Source organism: Desulfofustis glycolicus DSM 9705 (assembly GCF_900130015.1).
Taxonomy (GTDB): domain Bacteria; phylum Desulfobacterota; class Desulfobulbia; order Desulfobulbales; family Desulfocapsaceae; genus Desulfofustis; species Desulfofustis glycolicus.
Genome location: NZ_FQXS01000021.1, coordinates 65,143 through 83,264, shown reverse-complemented (window position 1 = coordinate 83,264; position 18,122 = coordinate 65,143). Strand labels below are relative to the sequence as shown.

The following is an 18,122-nucleotide window of genomic DNA, read 5'->3' as shown; positions in this document are numbered from 1 at the left end:
TTCCCCGGGCACCGGAACCACCGCCGACTCTTACAGCTTACCGGCAAACAACCGTATTTACAAACAAATATTTTTGCTATCGGTCTTTTTTCGACGAATCGCGGCCGCGGCCGCGGCCGGTAGTGGCAGAATCTGATCGCGGAAGACTGATCAAGTGTGGACATTTCCCCGATAATTTCATACATGTAACGGTACTGAAAAAGACGAGCAGCAACCAGTCATCAACCGCTCACCCTCTTGCAACCGATCTGTTTTCCATGTCTCAGCAACCTAAGGATCTCTTCGGCTCCATCACCATCGCCGGCGACGACGAGCATAAACCGGCGCCCTCCGGCACCGAGGAACGCTCCCGCAAAGCAAAGCGTTCTTCCCGGCAGGTCAAAACACCACCCTCTGCCCCGCGGCAGAAACAGCGACCGGACGCGGGGCGCGGTCTGCGATGGTGGTTTGCGGCGCTCGTTATCGGTCTGGCACTCTACAGCGGTGCCGGTTTTCTGCTGGCCCCCTGGCTGCTGCGCAGCCTGCTGCCGGGATACCTCAATGAGCAGACCGGAACGGTGCTGACCCTTGAGCAGGTCCGTTTCAACCCCTTCACCTTCCGCCTCGACCTCGCCGGCATAGCGCTGCACGAAGGGGCCGACGAGCAGCCGGCCGAACGTCTCCTCGGCATAGACCGAGTCAGCGCCGAGTTGGCGCCGATCTCACTGCTCCGCGGCGATCTGGTCTGCGGCTCGTTGACCGTCGAGCGACTCCATCTGAGTATCGTCCGCCGGCAAGACAAGACCTACAATATCGCCCCGCTGCTGCATGGCGCCAAGGCCCCGGATCCCTCGGACATCATCGACTTTGCCGAACTACCGTTTTTCTTTGCACTCAACAATATCAGCGTCAGCGATTCTCGGGTCACCGTCGAAGACCACCACGCCGGCAGCGAGCACCTGATCGATCAGATCACGCTGACCCTGCCGGCCCTGTCCAATTTTTCCTATCAGGCCAAAACCTATCTCCAGCCCCGCTTTTCGGCGGTGATCAACGGCAGTTCGATCACTCTGACCGGTGATACCGGACTGGACGGCAGTGATCCTGACGGCGCTACCGAAATCAGCGTCGACCTCAACGATATCGATATTCCCCGCTACTCCGACTACCTGCCGGTCGAACTGCCGATTCGCTTCAGCGACGGCACGGCCAACGGCACCCTGCTCATCTCCTTTGCCGAAACGGATCAGCAGGGCAACCGGCTCCAGGTCGGCTTCGATCTGACCGCCAGCGACCTGAAGGTCCAATCCCGGGACGACAAACTGGCCGTGCACATCCCGTCGGCTCGGCTTGAAGGCGCCTTCGAGCCGCTGTCACGCTCACTGCTGCTGAGCAGCGTATTGCTCCGGGAACCGGCGGTAATCAGCAGCGGCACCCTGTCGCGGGAAACCCTGGCGGCATTGGTGCCGATGACCAGGCGCCCGGCCGCTGACAGCACGCTCTATCAAGCCATCCCGGCGCTGCGCATCAAACTGTTGATCGCCGATGATGCCAGCTATGCCGTCGCCGAGCCGGGAAAAGAAAAACCGGTGGTGGCCTGGCAGGACATCCAACTGAGTATCCGCGACTTCGCCAACGAGACGCCTGCCGGCGACGGCGCCGCCGGCAGTTTTCGAATCAGTGGCCAAGACAGCCGGTCGCCGGCCTCCTTTACCTGGCAGGGCGGCTTCTTTGACGGCAACCAGCCCGGCGGCACCCTACAGCTCGGCGATATGCCGGCCGCCCGCATCGCCCCGTTTCTCGGCCGAACGCCAAACGACATCGCCGGCGCCATCGACATTAACGGCCGCCTGAGTCTCTCCCTTTCGGAGCAGAAAGACCAGGTCCTGGCCTACTCCCTCGAAGAAACGACACTGACCATCAAGGAGCTGCAGGTCAAGGAACGGGGCGTAGTCTGGTTGCGTACCCCAACCCTGCGCTGCGAGCCGGTCAGCAGGATCGACGGCGTCACCGATTTCGGCAACGTCTTTCTGCCCAACAGCACCGTGGTCATGGACCGACGGCAGGTTCCCCACCTGTTCGGCCTGTTTGCCAGCCGGCCGGACCAGTTCATCCTGCACGGTTTTGATTTCTCCGGCACGGTCAAGGTGCTCGACGATACTGAAAAAAATACCATTCTCGATCTCAAGGACGTACTCCTGCAGGCCAACAAGCTCGAACAAAAAGAGGTGAAAGACGACAATTTCGTCTTTTCCGCCCGGCAGGGTGATGCCGGCACAATCAAGGCCAAGGGGGTCCTGCGCATTGCCCCGGTGACCATCTCCGCGCAACTCGCCGCTGACGGGGTCCGCCCCCGGCAGCTGCTGTCCTGGTTTACCGATTCGGAAACGCTGCTCAACGGCGCCGCTACGCTCTCAGCCAAAGGAACCTTTCGCTATCCGGAGCAGGCATTCAGCGGTGAACTCAGCGCCCAGGATGTGGCCATCGACGGCGGCGAGGCGCCGCCATGGCGGGCAGCCGACGCCGGCTTCTCCGAGTTTAGCTGGTCGGCCGACAAACGGCGGCTGGCGATCGGCGAGATCCGGTTGTCCCGGCCGGAGTGGACATGGCAGCGCCGTGCAGGCAATGACAATCCTGCGGAACAGGCGGCCGTCTTCCTCCGCCGCCTTTTACTGCCCGAGCAGAAGAGCGACGCGGGTGGCAACAGCGCACCTGGCGACAGCTTTTCCCTGACCATCGACACCGTCAGCTGGCAGGACGGGATCATCTCCTATCAGGACGAGAGGATCTCGCCGCCGCTGCAACTCGAGTTGACCGGTGTCACCAGCCTGCTCGAAAAACTGGTCTACCCTGCCGCCGAACAAAATGGCGCCTTCCGGCTGCAGGGCATGCTCGCCGGCCATCCGTGGACCGTTGAAGGCGAGGGCCGGCTGTTGCAAAAGCCGGCCACCGTCACCGCCGGGGTCATCATCCCGTCTCTGCCGCTGAAGCTGTTTGGCCCCCAGATCAGCCAGCGGATCAGCGATCTGGCCATCGACGAAGCGACGGCGCGTCTCTCTTTTTCCGCCTCCTGGCAGGGGACGAACGGCCGAGAGCAGGCCGACATCGTCATCACCGGCCTGGCGCCGACCCGGCCGGGCACTCCGGCTGCGGTGGCACTCGCATTGATCAGCGATCGTGACGGGCAAACCGGCTTTTCTGTTGACAGCAGCGATTTATCCGGTAGCGGCGTGCTGGCGGAGGTCATCGCCCATTACGCGACCCTGTCGATCAAGGCGGCCATCGATCCGCTGCTGCTCGCCAGCGAAGAATTCAAAGATCTGGTCGGCCAGTACGATGTCCTCTTTCAGCCGGGCACGACTCAGCTGACCGGGGCCGGGCGCGAGCGCCTCAACCGCTACAGCGAATTGCTGGCGGCCCACCCGCTGATCGGCCTGAAGCTGGTCGGCTTTGCCGATCGCAACGCCGATGTTCCGGCAGTACTGGCGGAGTTGACCCGGCAGGAACAGCTCCGTATCGACAAAGAGAATCGGCGGTTGGCCGAGCAATGGCGCCGCGAGCAGGAGGAAAAGCAGGCCGCCCGTCAACAGCAGCAGCAAACCGATCCGAGCCAATCGGTCCAGGAGACGGATATCGAACCGTCCGATGAACCGTTCACGCCGCTGGCCCCCCAACCGGTCTCGGTTCATGACGATATGCTGGCCACACTGGCCGTCGACCGGGAACAAACGGTGTTGACCTATCTGCTCGACGAGTTCGGCATCGCCCCCGGCCGCGTGACCGGCGGCGATCCTGACAAACGGCGTATTATCGAAGACGGTACCGGGACCAGAGTCGATCTGCAGGTTGTTGCCGCCTCCGGACAACAAACACCATAGACCGCATCGAAAAGCGGCCGTAACCTCTCAGCCTACCGGGAGACCGTACCATGGAAGACCTGATCAAAAAAACCAGGACCTATCGACGCTTTCAGCAGGACCGTCTTATCTCCGAGCAGACCATGGCCACACTCATCGATCTGGCCCGGCTCGGCGGATCGGCCAGGAATTGCCAGCCTTGGCAGTTCATGCCGGTAACCGATGGCGGCCGCTGCCGGGCGATTTTCCCGTTTCTCGCCTGGGCCGGCTATCTCACTGACTGGCGTGGACCGGAACCGGGCGAGCAGCCGAGCGCCTACGTCCTCTGCCTGCTCAACCGCTCCCGCCTCAAAGGAAATGAGCGCGAGGCGCACTTCGACCTTGGCATCGCCAGCCAGAACCTGCTGCTCGGTGCAATGGCCGAGGGTATCGGCGGATGCCGCATCGGCGCCTTTTCGCCAAAACTCGCCGATCTTTTCGAGATGCCCGAGCACTTGGAGGTGGGACTGGTGATTGCCCTTGGTTACCCGGCAGAGAGCGTGGTGATCGAACCGGTCGAAGGTGATAATATCCGCTATTGGCGCGACGAAACAGGCGTTCATCACGTGCCGAAACGCAGCCGCACCGATGTGCTGGTCGACCTGCCCTGGCGCTCCTGAGCGGTACCCGCCGGAAAAAATGATTCAGGCGAGACCGAACGGTGGCCGTCTCAGCGAACCTTTCGGACCAGCCAGATGAGCAGCAGTACCGGCAGCCCGAGCAGCGCGGTGAGCAGGAAGAAGTGTGGATAGCCGATGGACGTGACGATGGTGCCTGAATAACCGCCGATCAGTTTGGGAAACAGGGTCATCAGCGAGGAAAAGACCGCGTACTGCACGGCGGTAAACGAGATCGAGGTCAGGCTGGAGAGAAAGGCGACAAAGGCCGCCGAGGCCATGCCCGCCGCCAGGTTGTCGGCACCGACGACGATTTTCAGCAGCAGCGGATCGGGGCCCACATTGGCCAACACCATGAACAGGACGTTAGTGGCCGCCGCCAGCACCCCGCCGACGAAAAGCATCTTTACCACCCCGTAGCGCACCGTCAGCATGCCGCCGAGAAAACCGCCAGTGATGGTCATCAGCAGGCCAAAGGTCTGGACGATGGCGGCGATCTCCATCTTGGAAAAGCCAAGATCGAGATAAAAGACCGTGGAAATCACGCCGAGTACGATGTCCGAGACACGGTAGAAACCAATCAGCAGCAGCAGACTGAGCACCATCTTGGTGCTGTAGCGGGTGAAGAAATCCTTGACCGGAGCGATATAGGTGTCGGTCAGCATCGCACCGCTGACCAGACCGAGTCCCACCAGAGCGCGGGCTGCGGCCAACCCCACCAGCAGCGAAACCGCCAGCCGCACTGTCTCGACCAGAAAGCCGACGACGATGCCGAGCAGCGGCAGCATCTGGTGCAGCTGCTCCTTGAGCGCGGCGGCCAGGGGGCCACTGAAGAAGAAAACCAGCACAAAGACCGAGGCGCCGCAGAGAAAGAGCAGAAAAAAGCGCAGGTACTGACCGGACGTATACTGCAACTGCACCGCAGCCGACCGGTTCGGCGCCGGCTCGGGGATGCTCAGCGTGGTCAGCAGGCCGACCAGCATGCAGGACGCAACGGCGATATAGGTAAGGCGCCAGGCCGTATAGGAATAGTCCGCCACCGAAGAGCCCAAGTGGGCGGCCAGGGCCAGGCTGCCGGCCCCGGCGACGAGCATGCCGATCCGGTAGCCGGCGATGTAGGAGGCGGACAGCATCGCCTGCAGTTCCTGCTCGGCACATTCGATGCGGTAGGCATCGATGACGATATCCTGAGTAGCCGCCGAAAATCCGAGCAGCACCGCCGCCCAGGCCATGGCGACCAAGTGGCCGGGGTGACCGTGGTAACCGGCCGGATCGACAAAAGCCATTATCAAGATGGCCGTCATGATCAGCACTTGGGCCGTCGCCATCCAGGCCCGGCGCCGACCGAGCAAACGCGTTAGCCAGGGGAGCGGCATGCGATCGATCAACGGCGCCCAGATGAACTTGAAGCTGTAGCCGAGCGCCGCCCAGCTGAAAAAGGTTACCGCGGAACGCTGGACGCCGGCCTCGGTCAACCAGGCAGATAGGGTGCCGAAGATGAGCAGCAGCGGCAAGCCTGCGGAAAAACCGAGAAAAAGCATGGTGACGACGCGGGGATGGAGCCAGGAACGCAGCGTCTCAGACCAGCTCCTTAGCGGTGCGGTCTCACTCATTGTTGTCTTTTCCGGCCAATAAGATTATTCTGAATATTCACCACAATCCAAGGCACGCTGTATCTCCCTGTGCAGTCGCTTCCGGTCTCGCCTCGGCGTTGCCCGGATCTGCGCATTTCTTTCTCAGCTATTTGTGCATACCATGAGCGTTCGCATCTATAACACCCTCACCCAGAAAAAAGAACCATTAAACCCGTTGGAACCGGGGCATGTCAAACTCTATGTCTGCGGTATCACCTCGTATGATTATTGTCACATCGGCCATGCCCGCTCCTCGCTGGTCTTCGACATGATCGTCAAGTACCTGCGTTATTGCGGCTACAAGGTTACCTTTGTCAGGAACTTCACCGATATCGATGACAAGATCATCAACCGCGCCAACGAGCAGGGCACGCCGCCGAGCCAACTGGCCGCCCGGTTTATCGATGAGTTCTATCGCGACATGGACTATCTCGGCCTCCAGCGGCCGGACATCGAACCAAAAGCGACCGAACACATCGACGATATGATTGGTTTGATCGAGACCCTGATTGCCAAGGATCAGGCCTACGCGGTCGACGGCGACGTCTATTTCGCCGTCGAGCATTTTCCTGCCTACGGCAAGCTGTCCCGCCGCCGGCTCGAGGACATGCAGGCTGGGGCACGCATCACCATCAACGAGAAAAAACGCCACCCGATGGATTTTGCGCTGTGGAAGCATTCCAAGGCCGGCGAACCGGCCTGGGACAGCCCCTGGGGACCGGGCCGACCCGGCTGGCATATAGAATGCTCGGCGATGAGCAAGAAGTATCTCGGCGACACGTTTGATATCCACGGCGGCGGCAAGGACCTGATCTTTCCCCATCATGAAAACGAGATAGCTCAGAGCGAAGCGGCCAACGACAAGCCATTCGTCAACATGTGGGTGCATCACGGATTTGTCACCGTCCGCAACGAGGCAACCGCCGAAAACGAAAAAATGTCGAAATCGCTCGGGAATTTCCTGACCATCAGGGAGCTTTCAGAGAAATATCACCCGGAAATCCTCAAGCTGTTCATCTTCTCGACGCAATACCGCAACCCGCTCGAATATTCGGAGCAGGCCATGCTCGATGCCGAAACCGGACTAACCCGGCTTTATGAGAGCATCGCCGGCATCGACGCGATCAAGCGAAAGCCCGCAGACATCGCCGGCACGGTCATCACGGACAAGGAAGCCGACAAGATCGACAGCCTCGAGGAGCGCTTCCGGCAGGCGATGGACAACGATTTCAACACCGCCCAGGCCATCGGCCAGCTCTTCGACGCCGCCAAGACGGTCAACAAGATCCTGCGCAAGCTCCCGGAAGAGCAGGCCCCCGCCGATCTGGCCCGGCTCGACCAGGCCCGCGAGGCCATCATTCGCCAGGGCCGTGTAATCGGCATCCTCAACGAACCGGCCCAGGTCTTCCTGGAGCGGCGCAAGCGGGAAACCATCCGGGATGCCGTCATCGATCCGGCGGCCATCGAGACATTGATCGCCCGGCGCAACGAGGCTCGTAAAAACAAGGACTGGAAGCTCAGCGACGCGATCCGCGATGAGCTGCTGGCCAAGTCCGTCGAACTCAAGGACGGACCCGACGGCACCACCTGGTCGGTAAAGAGGGATTGATTCAACAGCGGAGGAGACCATGATCCGCCAACCGGCAGTCGCCAACCGATTCTACCCCGGCTCGCCGGACGAGCTGCGCCGCGTTGTCGCGCAGCTGTTGCCGGTACAGCGCACAGACAGAAAAGAGGCCATCGCCGCGATCGCCCCCCATGCGGGCTACATCTACTCCGGCAAACTGGCGGCAGCGACCATCGGCTCGATAAAAGTACCGAAAACAACCGTTGTCCTCGGCCCCAACCACCATGGCCGGGGTGCCGGCATAGCCGTATCGACCAGTTCCTGGCAGCTGCCCGGCGGCATCGTCCCCTGCGACACTGCGCTGGCCGAGTCGATATTGGCGGCATCACCGCTGCTTACCGCCGACGAGCAGGCCCATCTGCACGAACACTCGCTCGAAGTTCAGGTCCCCTTCCTGCAAGCCATGCAGCCGAATCTGTCGCTGGTGGCGATTGCTCTCAGCCAAATCAGCTTCGACAGCTGCCGCGAGGTGGCCGCCGCACTGGCAGCAGCGATTTCGGCCCGGCAGAACCGGGTCCTGCTACTCGCATCAACCGATATGAGTCACTATGAGTCGCGTCGGGCCGCCTCGGTCAAAGATCATCGGGCCCTGGACCGGATCCTCAACCTGGACGCGGAAGGCCTCTACCGCACCGTCGTCAGCGAGAAAATCTCGATGTGCGGTTTTATCCCGGTCACCATCACCATGCTGGCCGCCAAACAACTCGGCGCCACCACAGCGGAACTGATCGGCTATACCGATTCCGGCGAGGCCTCCGGCGATACCGACCAAGTAGTCGGCTACGCCGGCCTGGTCATCAGATAAAAAGCGGGGTCAGGCTTGACAAGTTGACTTGTTGCGCACAACAAGTCAACTTGTCAAGCCTGACCCCGCTTTTCCCCTTGACACTGCCAAGTCATTCTAATATATATCTGAAGCTCATCAAAACGCCCATGCTGCTGGGGGATGGTCTAATGGTAAGACGGCGGACTCTGACTCCGCTTATCGGGGTTCGAATCCCTGTCCCCCAGCCATAGACAAGAAAGGGTTGAGGGAATTTTTCCCTCAACCCTTTCGTCGTTTCAGATGCCTACGGCAAGTCTACTGGTAACCTCATCACATTTCAATCAGACCATTTGCTCTTGAACCATCGTCGGGCCATCTGTACAATACGTTAGCTGGAGTCGTGCACCCCGAATTCTTTATACTCCCGCAAGACCCGTTTTCAACAGGCGCTTTCGTAACACATGCCGGACAGCGGCGACAATTCAACGCTCACGGACGAAGACCATGCCCAAGAAAGAAATCATCCACTACATAGAGCATGAGGGCAACAGCGACCTGCTCTATCTCGTTGCCGTTACCTGTATCGAGAGGCTGGTGAAACTCGGGAAACCTGGGGTGATAAAGGCGATCCTTGATTCCGGGACGGCTACGCTCTGCAAGATGATAACCAAGTAGGCCGACGGTGCACAGCGCCTGGCCGGTAATGCGCAGGCAAATGGAACACCCCGGGGCTCACCGCCCATGATGGAGAGACGATGACACCAATCGGGCGAGTCCTGCTGATCTATAGCGACCCGTATTACCTGGTCAAGCAGATCTACCCGTACGGCCTCGATCTCCTGGCAACGCGGCTGCGACGTGAGGGAATCGAGACCAGGATCGAACCTGCATTCCTGCCCGGCGCCGAGGCGCTGACCAATCTGACGCAGGTGACGGGCGAATTCCGGCCTGACTTGGTTGGCATTGGTATCCGCAACCTCGATACCTGCATGGCCTGCGAGGAGTATGGCCAGCTGGCCGGTGACGGCTATCGTTCGTTTTTCTTCCTGCCGCAGATCCGAGAGGTTGCCGATGCAGTCCGACAACTGCTGCCCGATGTTCCCGTCATCTGTGGTGGCGGCGGATTCACCATAGCGCCTCAAGATATCCTCGACTACCTGGCTATCGACTATGGCATAATCGGTGAAGGGGAGGCGGCTCTGGCTGCTTTCGTGCAGCATTGGCCCCACCGCAGCAGGCTTCAGCAGATCCCGGGCCTGATCATTCGCACCGAGAACGGCTTTCAAGAAACGGGGCGACAGCCCTTCGTCTTCCCGGCACCAGCACACTCAGAGCGCGACGCGGGGTTCGGCCATGCTTTCGAATCAGCCGGTCTGCCGGTTCGGGTCAAACGGGGCTGCAACCAGGCGTGCATCTTCTGCGTCGAGCCGATCATCGAAGGAAAGCGCTTCACCTACCGCGATCCCGTCGACGTGATCGGCGAATTGCAGGACTGCGCCGCCCAGGACCAGGTCCGCACCATCTTTTTCGTCGATACCGAATTCAACGTTCCGGATTTGAGCTACGCCACGCAGCTATTGGAATACCTGCTCGCCGCCGGTCTTGAGAAACGCTTTCGCTTTGCCTCGCAATTCCTGCCGCGCCCGTTTACCGATGCTTTTGCTGCACTGCTTGCAAAAGCGGGGATGTCGGTGATCTTGACGGCAACCAGTTTCGCCGACGAGGTGCTCGAGGCCGCAGGAACCTCCTATCGCCGCCGCGATATTATCGCCGCCATCGATTGCTGTGCCCGGCATGACATCGATATCACCATCGATCTGATTTTCGGGCTGCCCAGTGAAACCTGGGGGTCGGTCGAGGAAACCATCTCGGCAATGAACGGCTATCCGGAAAACGGCCGACGCCGCTACGAATACACCGTCGGAGCGCGCATCTACCCAGGCACCGCGCTGGCAGAGATGGTGCGTTCATCATCCGGAAATATTGCTGTATATGGGCGTTTGACACCGGAGCTGCTCGAGCCGTGCTTTTTCTGTACGCCTGTCGCGCCTCTGGAGCTGAAACGTTATGTCGATGCCCGACTCCCCTCACCGATGCGCTTTGCCAATGAGATATCCGAGACTCGCCGGGCGCGGCTGGCCGTTTCCTATCTGGCCGACCGTGACCGTTTTGCCGAAGCGCTCCGGACCTATCTATCACTGGAGCTGCCGGACAAGGCCGCAGCCTTCGATTATCTTTTCCGTCAAGCGGCCAATCATGGCGCCCTCGAAACAGCGCGGCAGGCCGCCGAAGACCTGAAACAGGCCATCGGCGCGGCGCACGATCCCGCTTATTACGGACAGATAGGTGTTATTAATTACTACCTTGACGTGCTGGCAAAAGCGGGGTCAGACTGAGGTAGCCGGACTCTCTGATGAGATAGGCGGCCACAGCCCGAACCCGGGCGACGGCGCGGTCCCGCCTGGTACTCGACACGGCCTGCCGGTCAAGGCTGTAAAACACGCAGACCTGCGTCAATACCTGCTCGACGGTCAACGTCTGCCGATCCTTCTCTTCCGCTTTGGCCAGCGCCTTCTCGACAAAAACGTCGCTACCGAGAATCCGGCCGTCAAACAGCCCTTCCCGGAGCGTCGTTTCCATGCTCGCAGCGGTGTCGGCCTGAAGAAAATTTCTATAGAGAGCCACGGCCCGTTTAGATTGCCCGGCAAATTGGGCCAACACCCAGTCGGTGGTTAGCCAGGACAGCGTCGCTTCCCCGAGATAAGCGCGGTGACTGCTCCAGGGGTACTCTTCCGGCCGAGTGACCAGCCCGGCACGAACCGGGTTGTTATGAATATAGCGAACCAGTTCGAGCAAATAATGGTCGGCATCGACGAGGATCGCCTTATAGCGTCCTTGAAACAGATGGCCGGTACGATTTCTCGTGCTGTTGATATAGCGGGTGTAGCGGAAGCTGAGATTCTGCACTATCCGCGACAACGGTGCCTCACCTACCTGGACAAGCAGGTGGACATGGTTGGTCATCAGGCAAAAAGCATGAATCCGGTGCTGAAACCGGGCGATACCCTTTCCCAGGAGTTGTAGGAACCGTTGCCGATCGTGATCGGCACAAAAAAGATCTTGCCCGGCATTCCCCCGCACGATGACGTGGTAGCAGGCTCCTGGAAAATGGATCCGTGGTTTGCGCGCCATGGAGCCTGCTTACCGGGAATAAGTCAACTTGTCAAGCCTGACCCCGCTTTTACTTCTTGATGTTGGTGATGACGTATTGGGTGGCCGATAGCTGCTTGATGGTGACGGTGACCTGATCGCCGGCTCCAATGCCCGTGGCCAGTTCCGGGGATTCCAGGTCGAGGCTCATCTGCATGGCCGGCCAACCCAGTTCGGGGATCGGCTGGTGATCGATTTCCACGGATTTTCCGTCGGCGGCGACGGCCATTACCTGAGCTTTGGTGTCCACCTGCTTCATCATCTGCTGGTGGCTGCCGCCGGCGGTCGCTTCACCGCCGGTGTGGGCGCTATGACCGTGGCTTGCTGCGACCGCGGTACCGGCGACAAACAAGAGCAGTGCCGTAGAGGCGATGATCGTGGCGGCGAGGGTTTGACATCGGTTCATAATCGTTTCTCCTTGATGGTTTGTTTTTTCCAGACGAAATAGATCGCCGGAATGATGACGAGGGTCAGCACCGTGGCACTGACCATGCCGCCCAGCATCGGAGCGGCGATCCGGCGCATCACCTCGGCGCCGGTCCCTTCGCTGAACATGATCGGCAGCAGGCCGACGATAACGGTGCCGACGGTCATGATCTTCGGCCGAACGCGCAACAGCGCCCCTTCGATCAGCGCCTCGCGCAATTCGAGGACGGTTACCCTGCGGGCACCCTTATGGGCGGCGTCGAGCCGCTTCTGCAGAGCCTGATCGAGATAGACGAGCATGACGATACCGGTTTCCGCGGCCACCCCGGCCAGTGCGATAAAACCGACCCCGGTGGCCACCGACAAGTTGTAGCCGAGCCAATGCAAATACCAGAATCCACCGACCAGCGACAGCGGTAGCGTCAGCAGGATCAGCAGGGTTTCGCCGATCCGGCGAAAGCTGAGGTAGAGCAACACGATGATGATGGCCAGCGTCAGCGGCACGACCAGTTGCAGCCGCTGGCTGGCCCGTTCCAGATACTCGTATTGCCCCGACCAGCTGATCGAATACCCCGGCGGCAGGTCCACATAGCGCTGCACCGCATCACGCGCCTGACGGACATAGCCGCCGAGATCGCGCCCCTGGATGTCGACGTAGGTCCAGCCGCTGAGACGGGCATTCTCGCTGCGGATCATCGGCGGACCGTCGACGACCGAGACCCGGGCCACCTGGCCCAGACTGACCCAGACCCCGCTCGGGGTCGACAGCGGCAGGAGGCGCAGCTTGTCCGGCGAATCACGCCAGTCGGAGGGATAGCGCAGATTGATCGGATAACGCTCCAGCCCTTCGATGGTCTGGTCGATATTCATGCCGCCGATAGCGGTACGCACCACCTCATGCACGTCGGCGATATTCATCCCATAGCGGGCGGCGGCACGGCGATCGACATCGATATCGATATAGCGCCCGCCGGTCACCCGCTCGGAATAGGCCGACAGGGTACCCGGCAGGTTCCGGACGGCCTGTTCCACCGCTGCGCCGATCTGCTCGATCACCGCCAGGTCCGGGCCGGCCACCTTGATACCCACCGGGGTACGGATACCGGTGGCCAGCATGTCGATGCGGGTCCTGATCGGCATCACCCAGGCATTGGTCACTCCGGGCAGCTTGACGATGCGATCAAGTTCCTCGATAATCCCGGCGGTGGTCATGCCGGGTCGCCATTGCTCGCGGGGATGGAGTTGAATGGTAGTCTCCAGCATGGTCAGCGGTGCCGGATCGGTGGCCGTCTCGGCTCGGCCGGCCTTGCCGAAGACCCTTTTGACCTCGGGCACCGTCAGGATGAGGCGATCGGTCTGCATCAGCAGTTCGGCAACCTTGCCCGGAGCGATGCCCGGCAGCGTGGTCGGCATATAGAGCAGGTCGCCCTCGTCCAGTTCCGGCATGAACTCGGAGCCGATCCGACCCAGCGGATACCAGATACTTGCCGCAGCGACCAGCGCCAACACGATAATGGTTTTCGGAAACCGCAGCGCACCAATAACCAGCGGCCGATAGATGGCAATCAGGCCGCGATTGATGGGGTTTTTCTGTTCGGCGGCGATCTTGCCCCTGATGAAATACCCCATCAGCACCGGCACCAGGGTCACCGCTAACCCGGCGGCAGCGGCCATCGCGTAGGTCTTGGTGTAGGCAAGCGGAGCGAAGAGCCGCCCCTCCTGGGCCTCCAGCGTGAAGACCGGCAGGAAACTGACGGTGATGATCAGCAGCGCGAAAAAGAGCGGCGGGCCCACCTCCACCGAGGCCGCGGAGATAATCTGCCAACGGTTGGCCGGGGTCATCTGCTGCCGCTCCAGATGCTTGTGCACGTTCTCTACCATGACGATCGACGCATCGACCATGGCGCCGATGGCCAGTGCGATGCCGCCGAGCGACATGATGTTGGCATTGATCCCCTGCCGCTCCATGATGATAAACGAGATGAGCACCCCCAGCGGCAGGCTGATGGCAATCACCAGTGAAGAGCGCAGGTGAAGCAAAAACAAGGCGCAGACGAGCACCACCACGAGCAGTTCCTTGACCACCGTGTCCCGCAAGTTGGTCACGGCCCGCTCGATCACGCCGGACCGGTCATACGTTTCCACCAGCTCGACACCATCCGGCAGACCGGGCCGCAATTCATCGAGTTTGGCCTTGACCCGCTCGATCACCGCCAACGCGTTTTCACCGGAACGCATGACGACGATACCGCCGGTGACCTCCCCTTCCCCGTCGAGTTCCGCGATACCTCGCCGCATCTGCGGTCCCCGGCCGATCTCGGCCACATCGCCGAGCAACACCGGCACGCCGTCCGCCCCCAATTTCACCGGTACCTGCCGTAGCTGGTCAGCGCTCTGCAGATAGCCCTTGGCCCGAATCATGTACTCCGCTTCGGCCATCTCAATCGATGAGCCGCCCGACTCCTGGTTGGCCCTGCGTACCGCCTCGGCGATCTGCCCGGCAGTGATGCCATAGGCCCGCATCTTCTCCGGTGAAACGACAATTTGGTATTGCCGCACCATGCCGCCGACGGTCGCCACTTCTGAAACGCCGGCCACCGTCTGCAGTTCGAATTTCAGAAACCAGTCCTGCAAGGCCCGCAGCTGGCCAAGATCGTGCCGCCCGCTGCGATCGACCAGGGCGTATTGATAGATCCAGCCGACCCCGGTCGCATCCGGGCCGAGCGACGGCGTCGCCCCTGCCGGCAGGCCGGCCGATACCTGGCTGAGGTATTCGAGGACCCGCGACCGGGCCCAGTAGAGATCGGTATCTTCTTCGAAAATAACGTAAATAAAGGAATCGCCGAACATCGAATAACCGCGCACCGCCACCGCCTTGGGCACGGCCAGCAAGGCGCTGGACAACGGATAGGTCACCTGTTGCTCGACCACCTGCGGCGCCTGGCCGGGATAGCTGGTCTTGATGATCACCTGGACGTCTGAGAGATCGGGAATGGCATCCAGCGGGGTGCGCTGCAGTGCATAGATCCCCCAGACGGTGAGCAGGACGGCGCCGATCACCACCAGCACCCGGTTGGCAATCGACCAACGGATCACCGCAGCAATCATTGCTGCTCTCCGCCCGGCTGCGGCTGAACGGCAAGAATCCGGTAGGTGATGTCATCGAGCCGTTCGAGCTGAAAACTGATCGCTGTGTCCGGCGCCAACTCACCGACCGAGACATCCGGCGCCAACGGCAGATCCATCTTCATCGCCGGCCAGCCGAATTCGGTGATCGGTTCGTGGGAAAGCGAAATGGTCCCCTCTTTGTTGCCCGGCCCGTGATAGGTGCCGCTGCTCCAGACGGCCAGGACTCCTGCCGCACCCTGCTCTTCTTGTGCTTCGTGCCCTTCTTCGGCCAGCGGCTCCATCCGGGTGAAGGCGGCCCTCAGGCTGCTTTCCGAATCGAGTAGAAACTGTGCCGAAACGACCACCGTGTCACCGTCACTGAGACCGGAGATGATTTCCACCTCGTCACCGAACTCCGGACCGCTCTCCACAAAGGCGACAGCAAAGCGTCCACCCTCACGGGCCAATATCACCCGCTGCTCATCGCCGCTGCGGATCAGTGCCTGGCGCGGGATGAGCAGCACATCTTGGCGCGGCGACAGCATGATTTGCGCCCGGCCGTACATATTGGGTTTGATCCGCTCGTCCGGATTGTCGAAACGCAGCCGGGCGCGGACGGTGCGGGTCTGCGGATCGAGTTGCGGTTCGAGGAATTCGACGCTACCCTGCAGCGGCTCGTTCGGATAACTGGCCAGGGTCAGAGTAGCCGGCTGGCCGACGGTCACCAGGGGTGCCTGATGCTCGAAGAGATCGACATAGACCCAGGCACTGGAGAGATCGGCAAGGGTCAGCAGGTCGACGGCCGGGGTAATGTACATACCGTCACGCACGCCGATCTGGGTGACGACACCGTCGGCCGGAGCATAGACCGGAATCGTCTGCAACGGCCGACCGCTGGCCGTCAGCGTCTCGATGGTAGTGGCGGCAAGGCCCAACGCCGAGAGACGGTCCAGTGCCACCTGCCGGACCCCGGGCCGGCCGATACCGGCGGCACGCAGGTACTCTTCCTGGGCGTTGACCAATTGCGGCGAATACCACTCGAACAGCAGATCGTCGCGCCGGACGCGCTCGCCGAGAGAGCGCACCGCCAATCGTTCCACCCATCCCTCGGCACGGACATGGACATGGGCGAGCAGCCGCTCATCATAAGCAGCGACTGCAAAGGCCTCGATGGTCGGAGTCACCGTTGCGGTCTTCGCCGTGGCGGTGCGTACCCCGAGGTTCTGCACCACTTCCGGAGCGATGCGCAGGTCGCTGCCGCCTGCTTCATCGGCGTCGGCATAGATGGGAATATAGTCCATCCCCATCTCGTCTTTTATCGGTTTGTCGGAGGTGATGCGCGGGCTGTGCGGGTGCCGATAGTAGATAACGCGCCGCTCGTCCTGACCGGCGGCCGCAAGCGCCGGTTGATCGGCCGATTCCCCGTCGGCCGGCGCCTGCAGCAGCAGCCAGCTGCCTGCCGCGCCGGCGACGAAGGCAAGGGTCAGCCAGACGAATAATTTCATAATTCAGACTCCTGATAATAGAGCAGCGCGGCATGGGTTGCGGCCAGGTCAGCCTGCAGCTGCGCCTGGTTCAGCTCGTTTTCCAGCTCCATGACGATGGCCCGCATCACGTTGAGGAAATCTTCGGTATTGTGCTGGTAGCCGGTTGCCGTCGCCTCGGCGGCCAGGCGGCTCTGCGGCATGATGGACTGGCGATACAGCTGAAGCCGCTCGGACAAACGGTCAAACCGTTTGAAAGCACTGTCCACTTCGCCGACCAGCGTGCGCAGGATATTGTCGCGCTCCAGCACTGTCGCTTCGGCCTGCAGACGGCCGGCAGCCTGCCGGCGATCCTGGCGCTCCCCAGGCCCGACCGGCAACGGCACCGTGAACATGACGCCGAGCCGATCTTCCTCCTGGTCATTGCGCCGGTAGAGCAGATCGACCATGAAGCCGGAATAGTATTGACCGGCCAATTCGGCCTGCTCCTGAGCCGCCTGCACCCGGGAGTGGACAACCCGCACGACCGGATGGTGCGGCAACGACGCCAACAGTTCCTGGCGCGACGGCAGCGCCGGCAGTTCCGGCAGCTCTTCGGGCAGCGGCCGGGCTGCCGGGAGGTCACCGATCAGGCGGGCCAGCTCGGCACGAGCAGTTTCCTCCCGCTCCCGTGCTGCAAGCAACCGATCCTGCTGCATCCGCTGCTCCAGTTCGAGCACGAGCAGTTGCTGTTGCGACAGAGAACCCGCCGCGTAGCGTTCTTCGGCGGCCGCTGCCAGCTCGCCAAGAACGGCACCATGGTGCCGGGAGACTTGTACGGCCCGGATCCGGTACCAGAGATCAAACCAGGCCAGCCGAACCTCGCGCAGTACCGCCCGGGCCGCCAGGTGCGAACGATACTCTTCCCCCGCCGCCAGGGACTGACCGATCGATCGGCGCAGATCGAGATTGTTCAAGCGCGGTATCTGCTGGCGAAGGCCGACCGTGTATTCCTTCATCGTATACCCGTCTTCGTAGCCGACGATGAGCTGCGGATCGGCAAACTGCGCGTCACCGGCGGCCTGCTCTCGATACCGGGCGGCCTGAAGCGCGGCGGCCTGCAGCGGCAGATCCCGTGCCACGCCGAGCTCTTCCGCCTCGGCAAGTTCAAGCACCGCTGCCGTCGCGATACCGCGAGGCAGCTGGCATGCGATAAAGAGGATGGCAGTTGTTAGCATTACAGCTGGCAGCCGTCTGCGCCTGCGTCGTCGTTCAGCGAAATAGATCAATATGGCTCCTCCTTGGCCTATAGTTACTACGTTGTGGTAGCAACAATAGATCCTCCACCAGCAAATAGCAAGCGGGCTCGAAGGTCCATAGCGGGTGGAAACGACAA

12 protein-coding genes and 1 tRNA gene are annotated in these 18,122 nt (G+C 61.3%); 7 read left to right on the top strand and 6 right to left on the bottom strand.

Going from position 1 to position 18,122, the window contains the following annotated elements:
• Nucleotides 1-257: 257 nt before the first annotated feature.
• Nucleotides 258-3,857 carry a DUF748 domain-containing protein gene (locus tag BUC26_RS15960; RefSeq protein ID WP_073377595.1) on the top strand — a complete coding sequence of 1,200 codons (3,600 nt, stop codon included), beginning with the start codon at nt 258-260 and terminating at the stop codon, nt 3,855-3,857.
• 50 nt (nt 3,858-3,907) lie between these two features.
• Complete coding sequence (locus BUC26_RS15955) at nt 3,908-4,495, top strand: nitroreductase family protein (protein ID WP_073377594.1); 588 nt, start codon at nt 3,908-3,910, stop codon at nt 4,493-4,495.
• Between the two features lie 50 nt (nt 4,496-4,545).
• On the opposite strand, the gene BUC26_RS15950 is transcribed toward BUC26_RS15955, so the two are convergent.
• A complete protein-coding gene (locus tag BUC26_RS15950; RefSeq protein ID WP_073377592.1) occupies nt 4,546-6,105 on the bottom strand; it encodes an AmpG family muropeptide MFS transporter in 1,560 nt (519 codons plus the stop codon).
• Between the two features lie 142 nt (nt 6,106-6,247).
• Between BUC26_RS15950 and cysS the strand changes: the two genes are divergently transcribed.
• The 5 genes from cysS (at nt 6,248) to BUC26_RS15930 (ending at nt 10,915) form a co-directional block, all read left to right on the top strand.
• Nucleotides 6,248-7,735, top strand: coding sequence for a cysteine--tRNA ligase (cysS, locus tag BUC26_RS15945; RefSeq protein ID WP_073377591.1), 1,488 nt, complete (start codon nt 6,248-6,250; stop codon nt 7,733-7,735).
• Between the two features lie 19 nt (nt 7,736-7,754).
• The gene (gene amrB / locus BUC26_RS15940) at nt 7,755-8,558 is read left to right on the top strand and encodes an AmmeMemoRadiSam system protein B (RefSeq protein WP_073377590.1); all 804 of its coding nucleotides are present in this window, start codon (nt 7,755-7,757) and stop codon (nt 8,556-8,558) included.
• 135 nt (nt 8,559-8,693) lie between these two features.
• Nucleotides 8,694-8,767: transfer RNA gene (locus BUC26_RS15935), tRNA-Gln, on the top strand.
• A gap of 256 nt (nt 8,768-9,023) precedes the next feature.
• A complete protein-coding gene (locus BUC26_RS23455; RefSeq protein ID WP_153307089.1) occupies nt 9,024-9,194 on the top strand; it encodes a hypothetical protein in 171 nt (56 codons plus the stop codon).
• Nucleotides 9,195-9,274: 80 nt separating this feature from the next.
• Entirely contained in the window at nt 9,275-10,915 is a 1,641-nt protein-coding gene (locus BUC26_RS15930) for a B12-binding domain-containing radical SAM protein (RefSeq protein ID WP_073377588.1), read from the top strand.
• Here the strand turns inward: BUC26_RS15930 and BUC26_RS15925 are convergent.
• The 5 genes from BUC26_RS15925 to BUC26_RS15905 are packed head-to-tail and all read right to left on the bottom strand — an operon-like array spanning nt 10,872 to nt 17,964.
• A complete protein-coding gene (locus BUC26_RS15925) occupies nt 10,872-11,711 on the bottom strand; it encodes an REP-associated tyrosine transposase (protein ID WP_073377587.1) in 840 nt (279 codons plus the stop codon). The two genes, BUC26_RS15930 and BUC26_RS15925, sit on opposite strands and share 44 nt — an antisense overlap.
• 49 nt (nt 11,712-11,760) lie before the next feature.
• A complete protein-coding gene (locus BUC26_RS15920; protein WP_073377586.1) occupies nt 11,761-12,135 on the bottom strand; it encodes a copper-binding protein in 375 nt (124 codons plus the stop codon).
• Nucleotides 12,132-15,263 (bottom strand): efflux RND transporter permease subunit, encoded by a 3,132-nt coding sequence (locus BUC26_RS15915; RefSeq protein ID WP_073377584.1) that lies wholly within the window; start codon nt 15,261-15,263, stop codon nt 12,132-12,134. Before BUC26_RS15915 ends, BUC26_RS15920 begins: the two co-directional genes overlap by 4 nt.
• Nucleotides 15,260-16,768, bottom strand: coding sequence for an efflux RND transporter periplasmic adaptor subunit (locus tag BUC26_RS15910; protein WP_073377583.1), 1,509 nt, complete (start codon nt 16,766-16,768; stop codon nt 15,260-15,262). Before BUC26_RS15910 ends, BUC26_RS15915 begins: the two co-directional genes overlap by 4 nt.
• Nucleotides 16,765-17,964 carry a TolC family protein gene (locus BUC26_RS15905; protein ID WP_073377581.1) on the bottom strand — a complete coding sequence of 400 codons (1,200 nt, stop codon included), beginning with the start codon at nt 17,962-17,964 and terminating at the stop codon, nt 16,765-16,767. The genes BUC26_RS15910 and BUC26_RS15905 overlap by 4 nt, the downstream gene beginning before the upstream one ends.
• Nucleotides 17,965-18,122: the final 158 nt, after the last annotated feature.

Excerpts from the sequence above, each read along its gene's own strand:
- BUC26_RS15960 (WP_073377595.1), top strand. The coding sequence starts at position 258 with ATGTCTCAGCAACCTAAGGATCTCTTCGGCTCCATCACCATCGCCGGC.
- BUC26_RS15955 (WP_073377594.1), top strand. The coding sequence starts at position 3,908 with ATGGAAGACCTGATCAAAAAAACCAGGACCTATCGACGCTTTCAGCAG.
- BUC26_RS15950 (WP_073377592.1), bottom strand. The coding sequence starts at position 6,105 with ATGAGTGAGACCGCACCGCTAAGGAGCTGGTCTGAGACGCTGCGTTCC.
- cysS (WP_073377591.1), top strand. The coding sequence starts at position 6,248 with ATGAGCGTTCGCATCTATAACACCCTCACCCAGAAAAAAGAACCATTA.
- amrB (WP_073377590.1), top strand. The coding sequence starts at position 7,755 with ATGATCCGCCAACCGGCAGTCGCCAACCGATTCTACCCCGGCTCGCCG.
- BUC26_RS23455 (WP_153307089.1), top strand. The coding sequence starts at position 9,024 with ATGCCCAAGAAAGAAATCATCCACTACATAGAGCATGAGGGCAACAGC.
- BUC26_RS15930 (WP_073377588.1), top strand. The coding sequence starts at position 9,275 with ATGACACCAATCGGGCGAGTCCTGCTGATCTATAGCGACCCGTATTAC.
- BUC26_RS15925 (WP_073377587.1), bottom strand. The coding sequence starts at position 11,711 with ATGGCGCGCAAACCACGGATCCATTTTCCAGGAGCCTGCTACCACGTC.
- BUC26_RS15920 (WP_073377586.1), bottom strand. The coding sequence starts at position 12,135 with ATGAACCGATGTCAAACCCTCGCCGCCACGATCATCGCCTCTACGGCA.
- BUC26_RS15915 (WP_073377584.1), bottom strand. The coding sequence starts at position 15,263 with ATGATTGCTGCGGTGATCCGTTGGTCGATTGCCAACCGGGTGCTGGTG.
- BUC26_RS15910 (WP_073377583.1), bottom strand. The coding sequence starts at position 16,768 with ATGAAATTATTCGTCTGGCTGACCCTTGCCTTCGTCGCCGGCGCGGCA.
- BUC26_RS15905 (WP_073377581.1), bottom strand. The coding sequence starts at position 17,964 with ATGCTAACAACTGCCATCCTCTTTATCGCATGCCAGCTGCCTCGCGGT.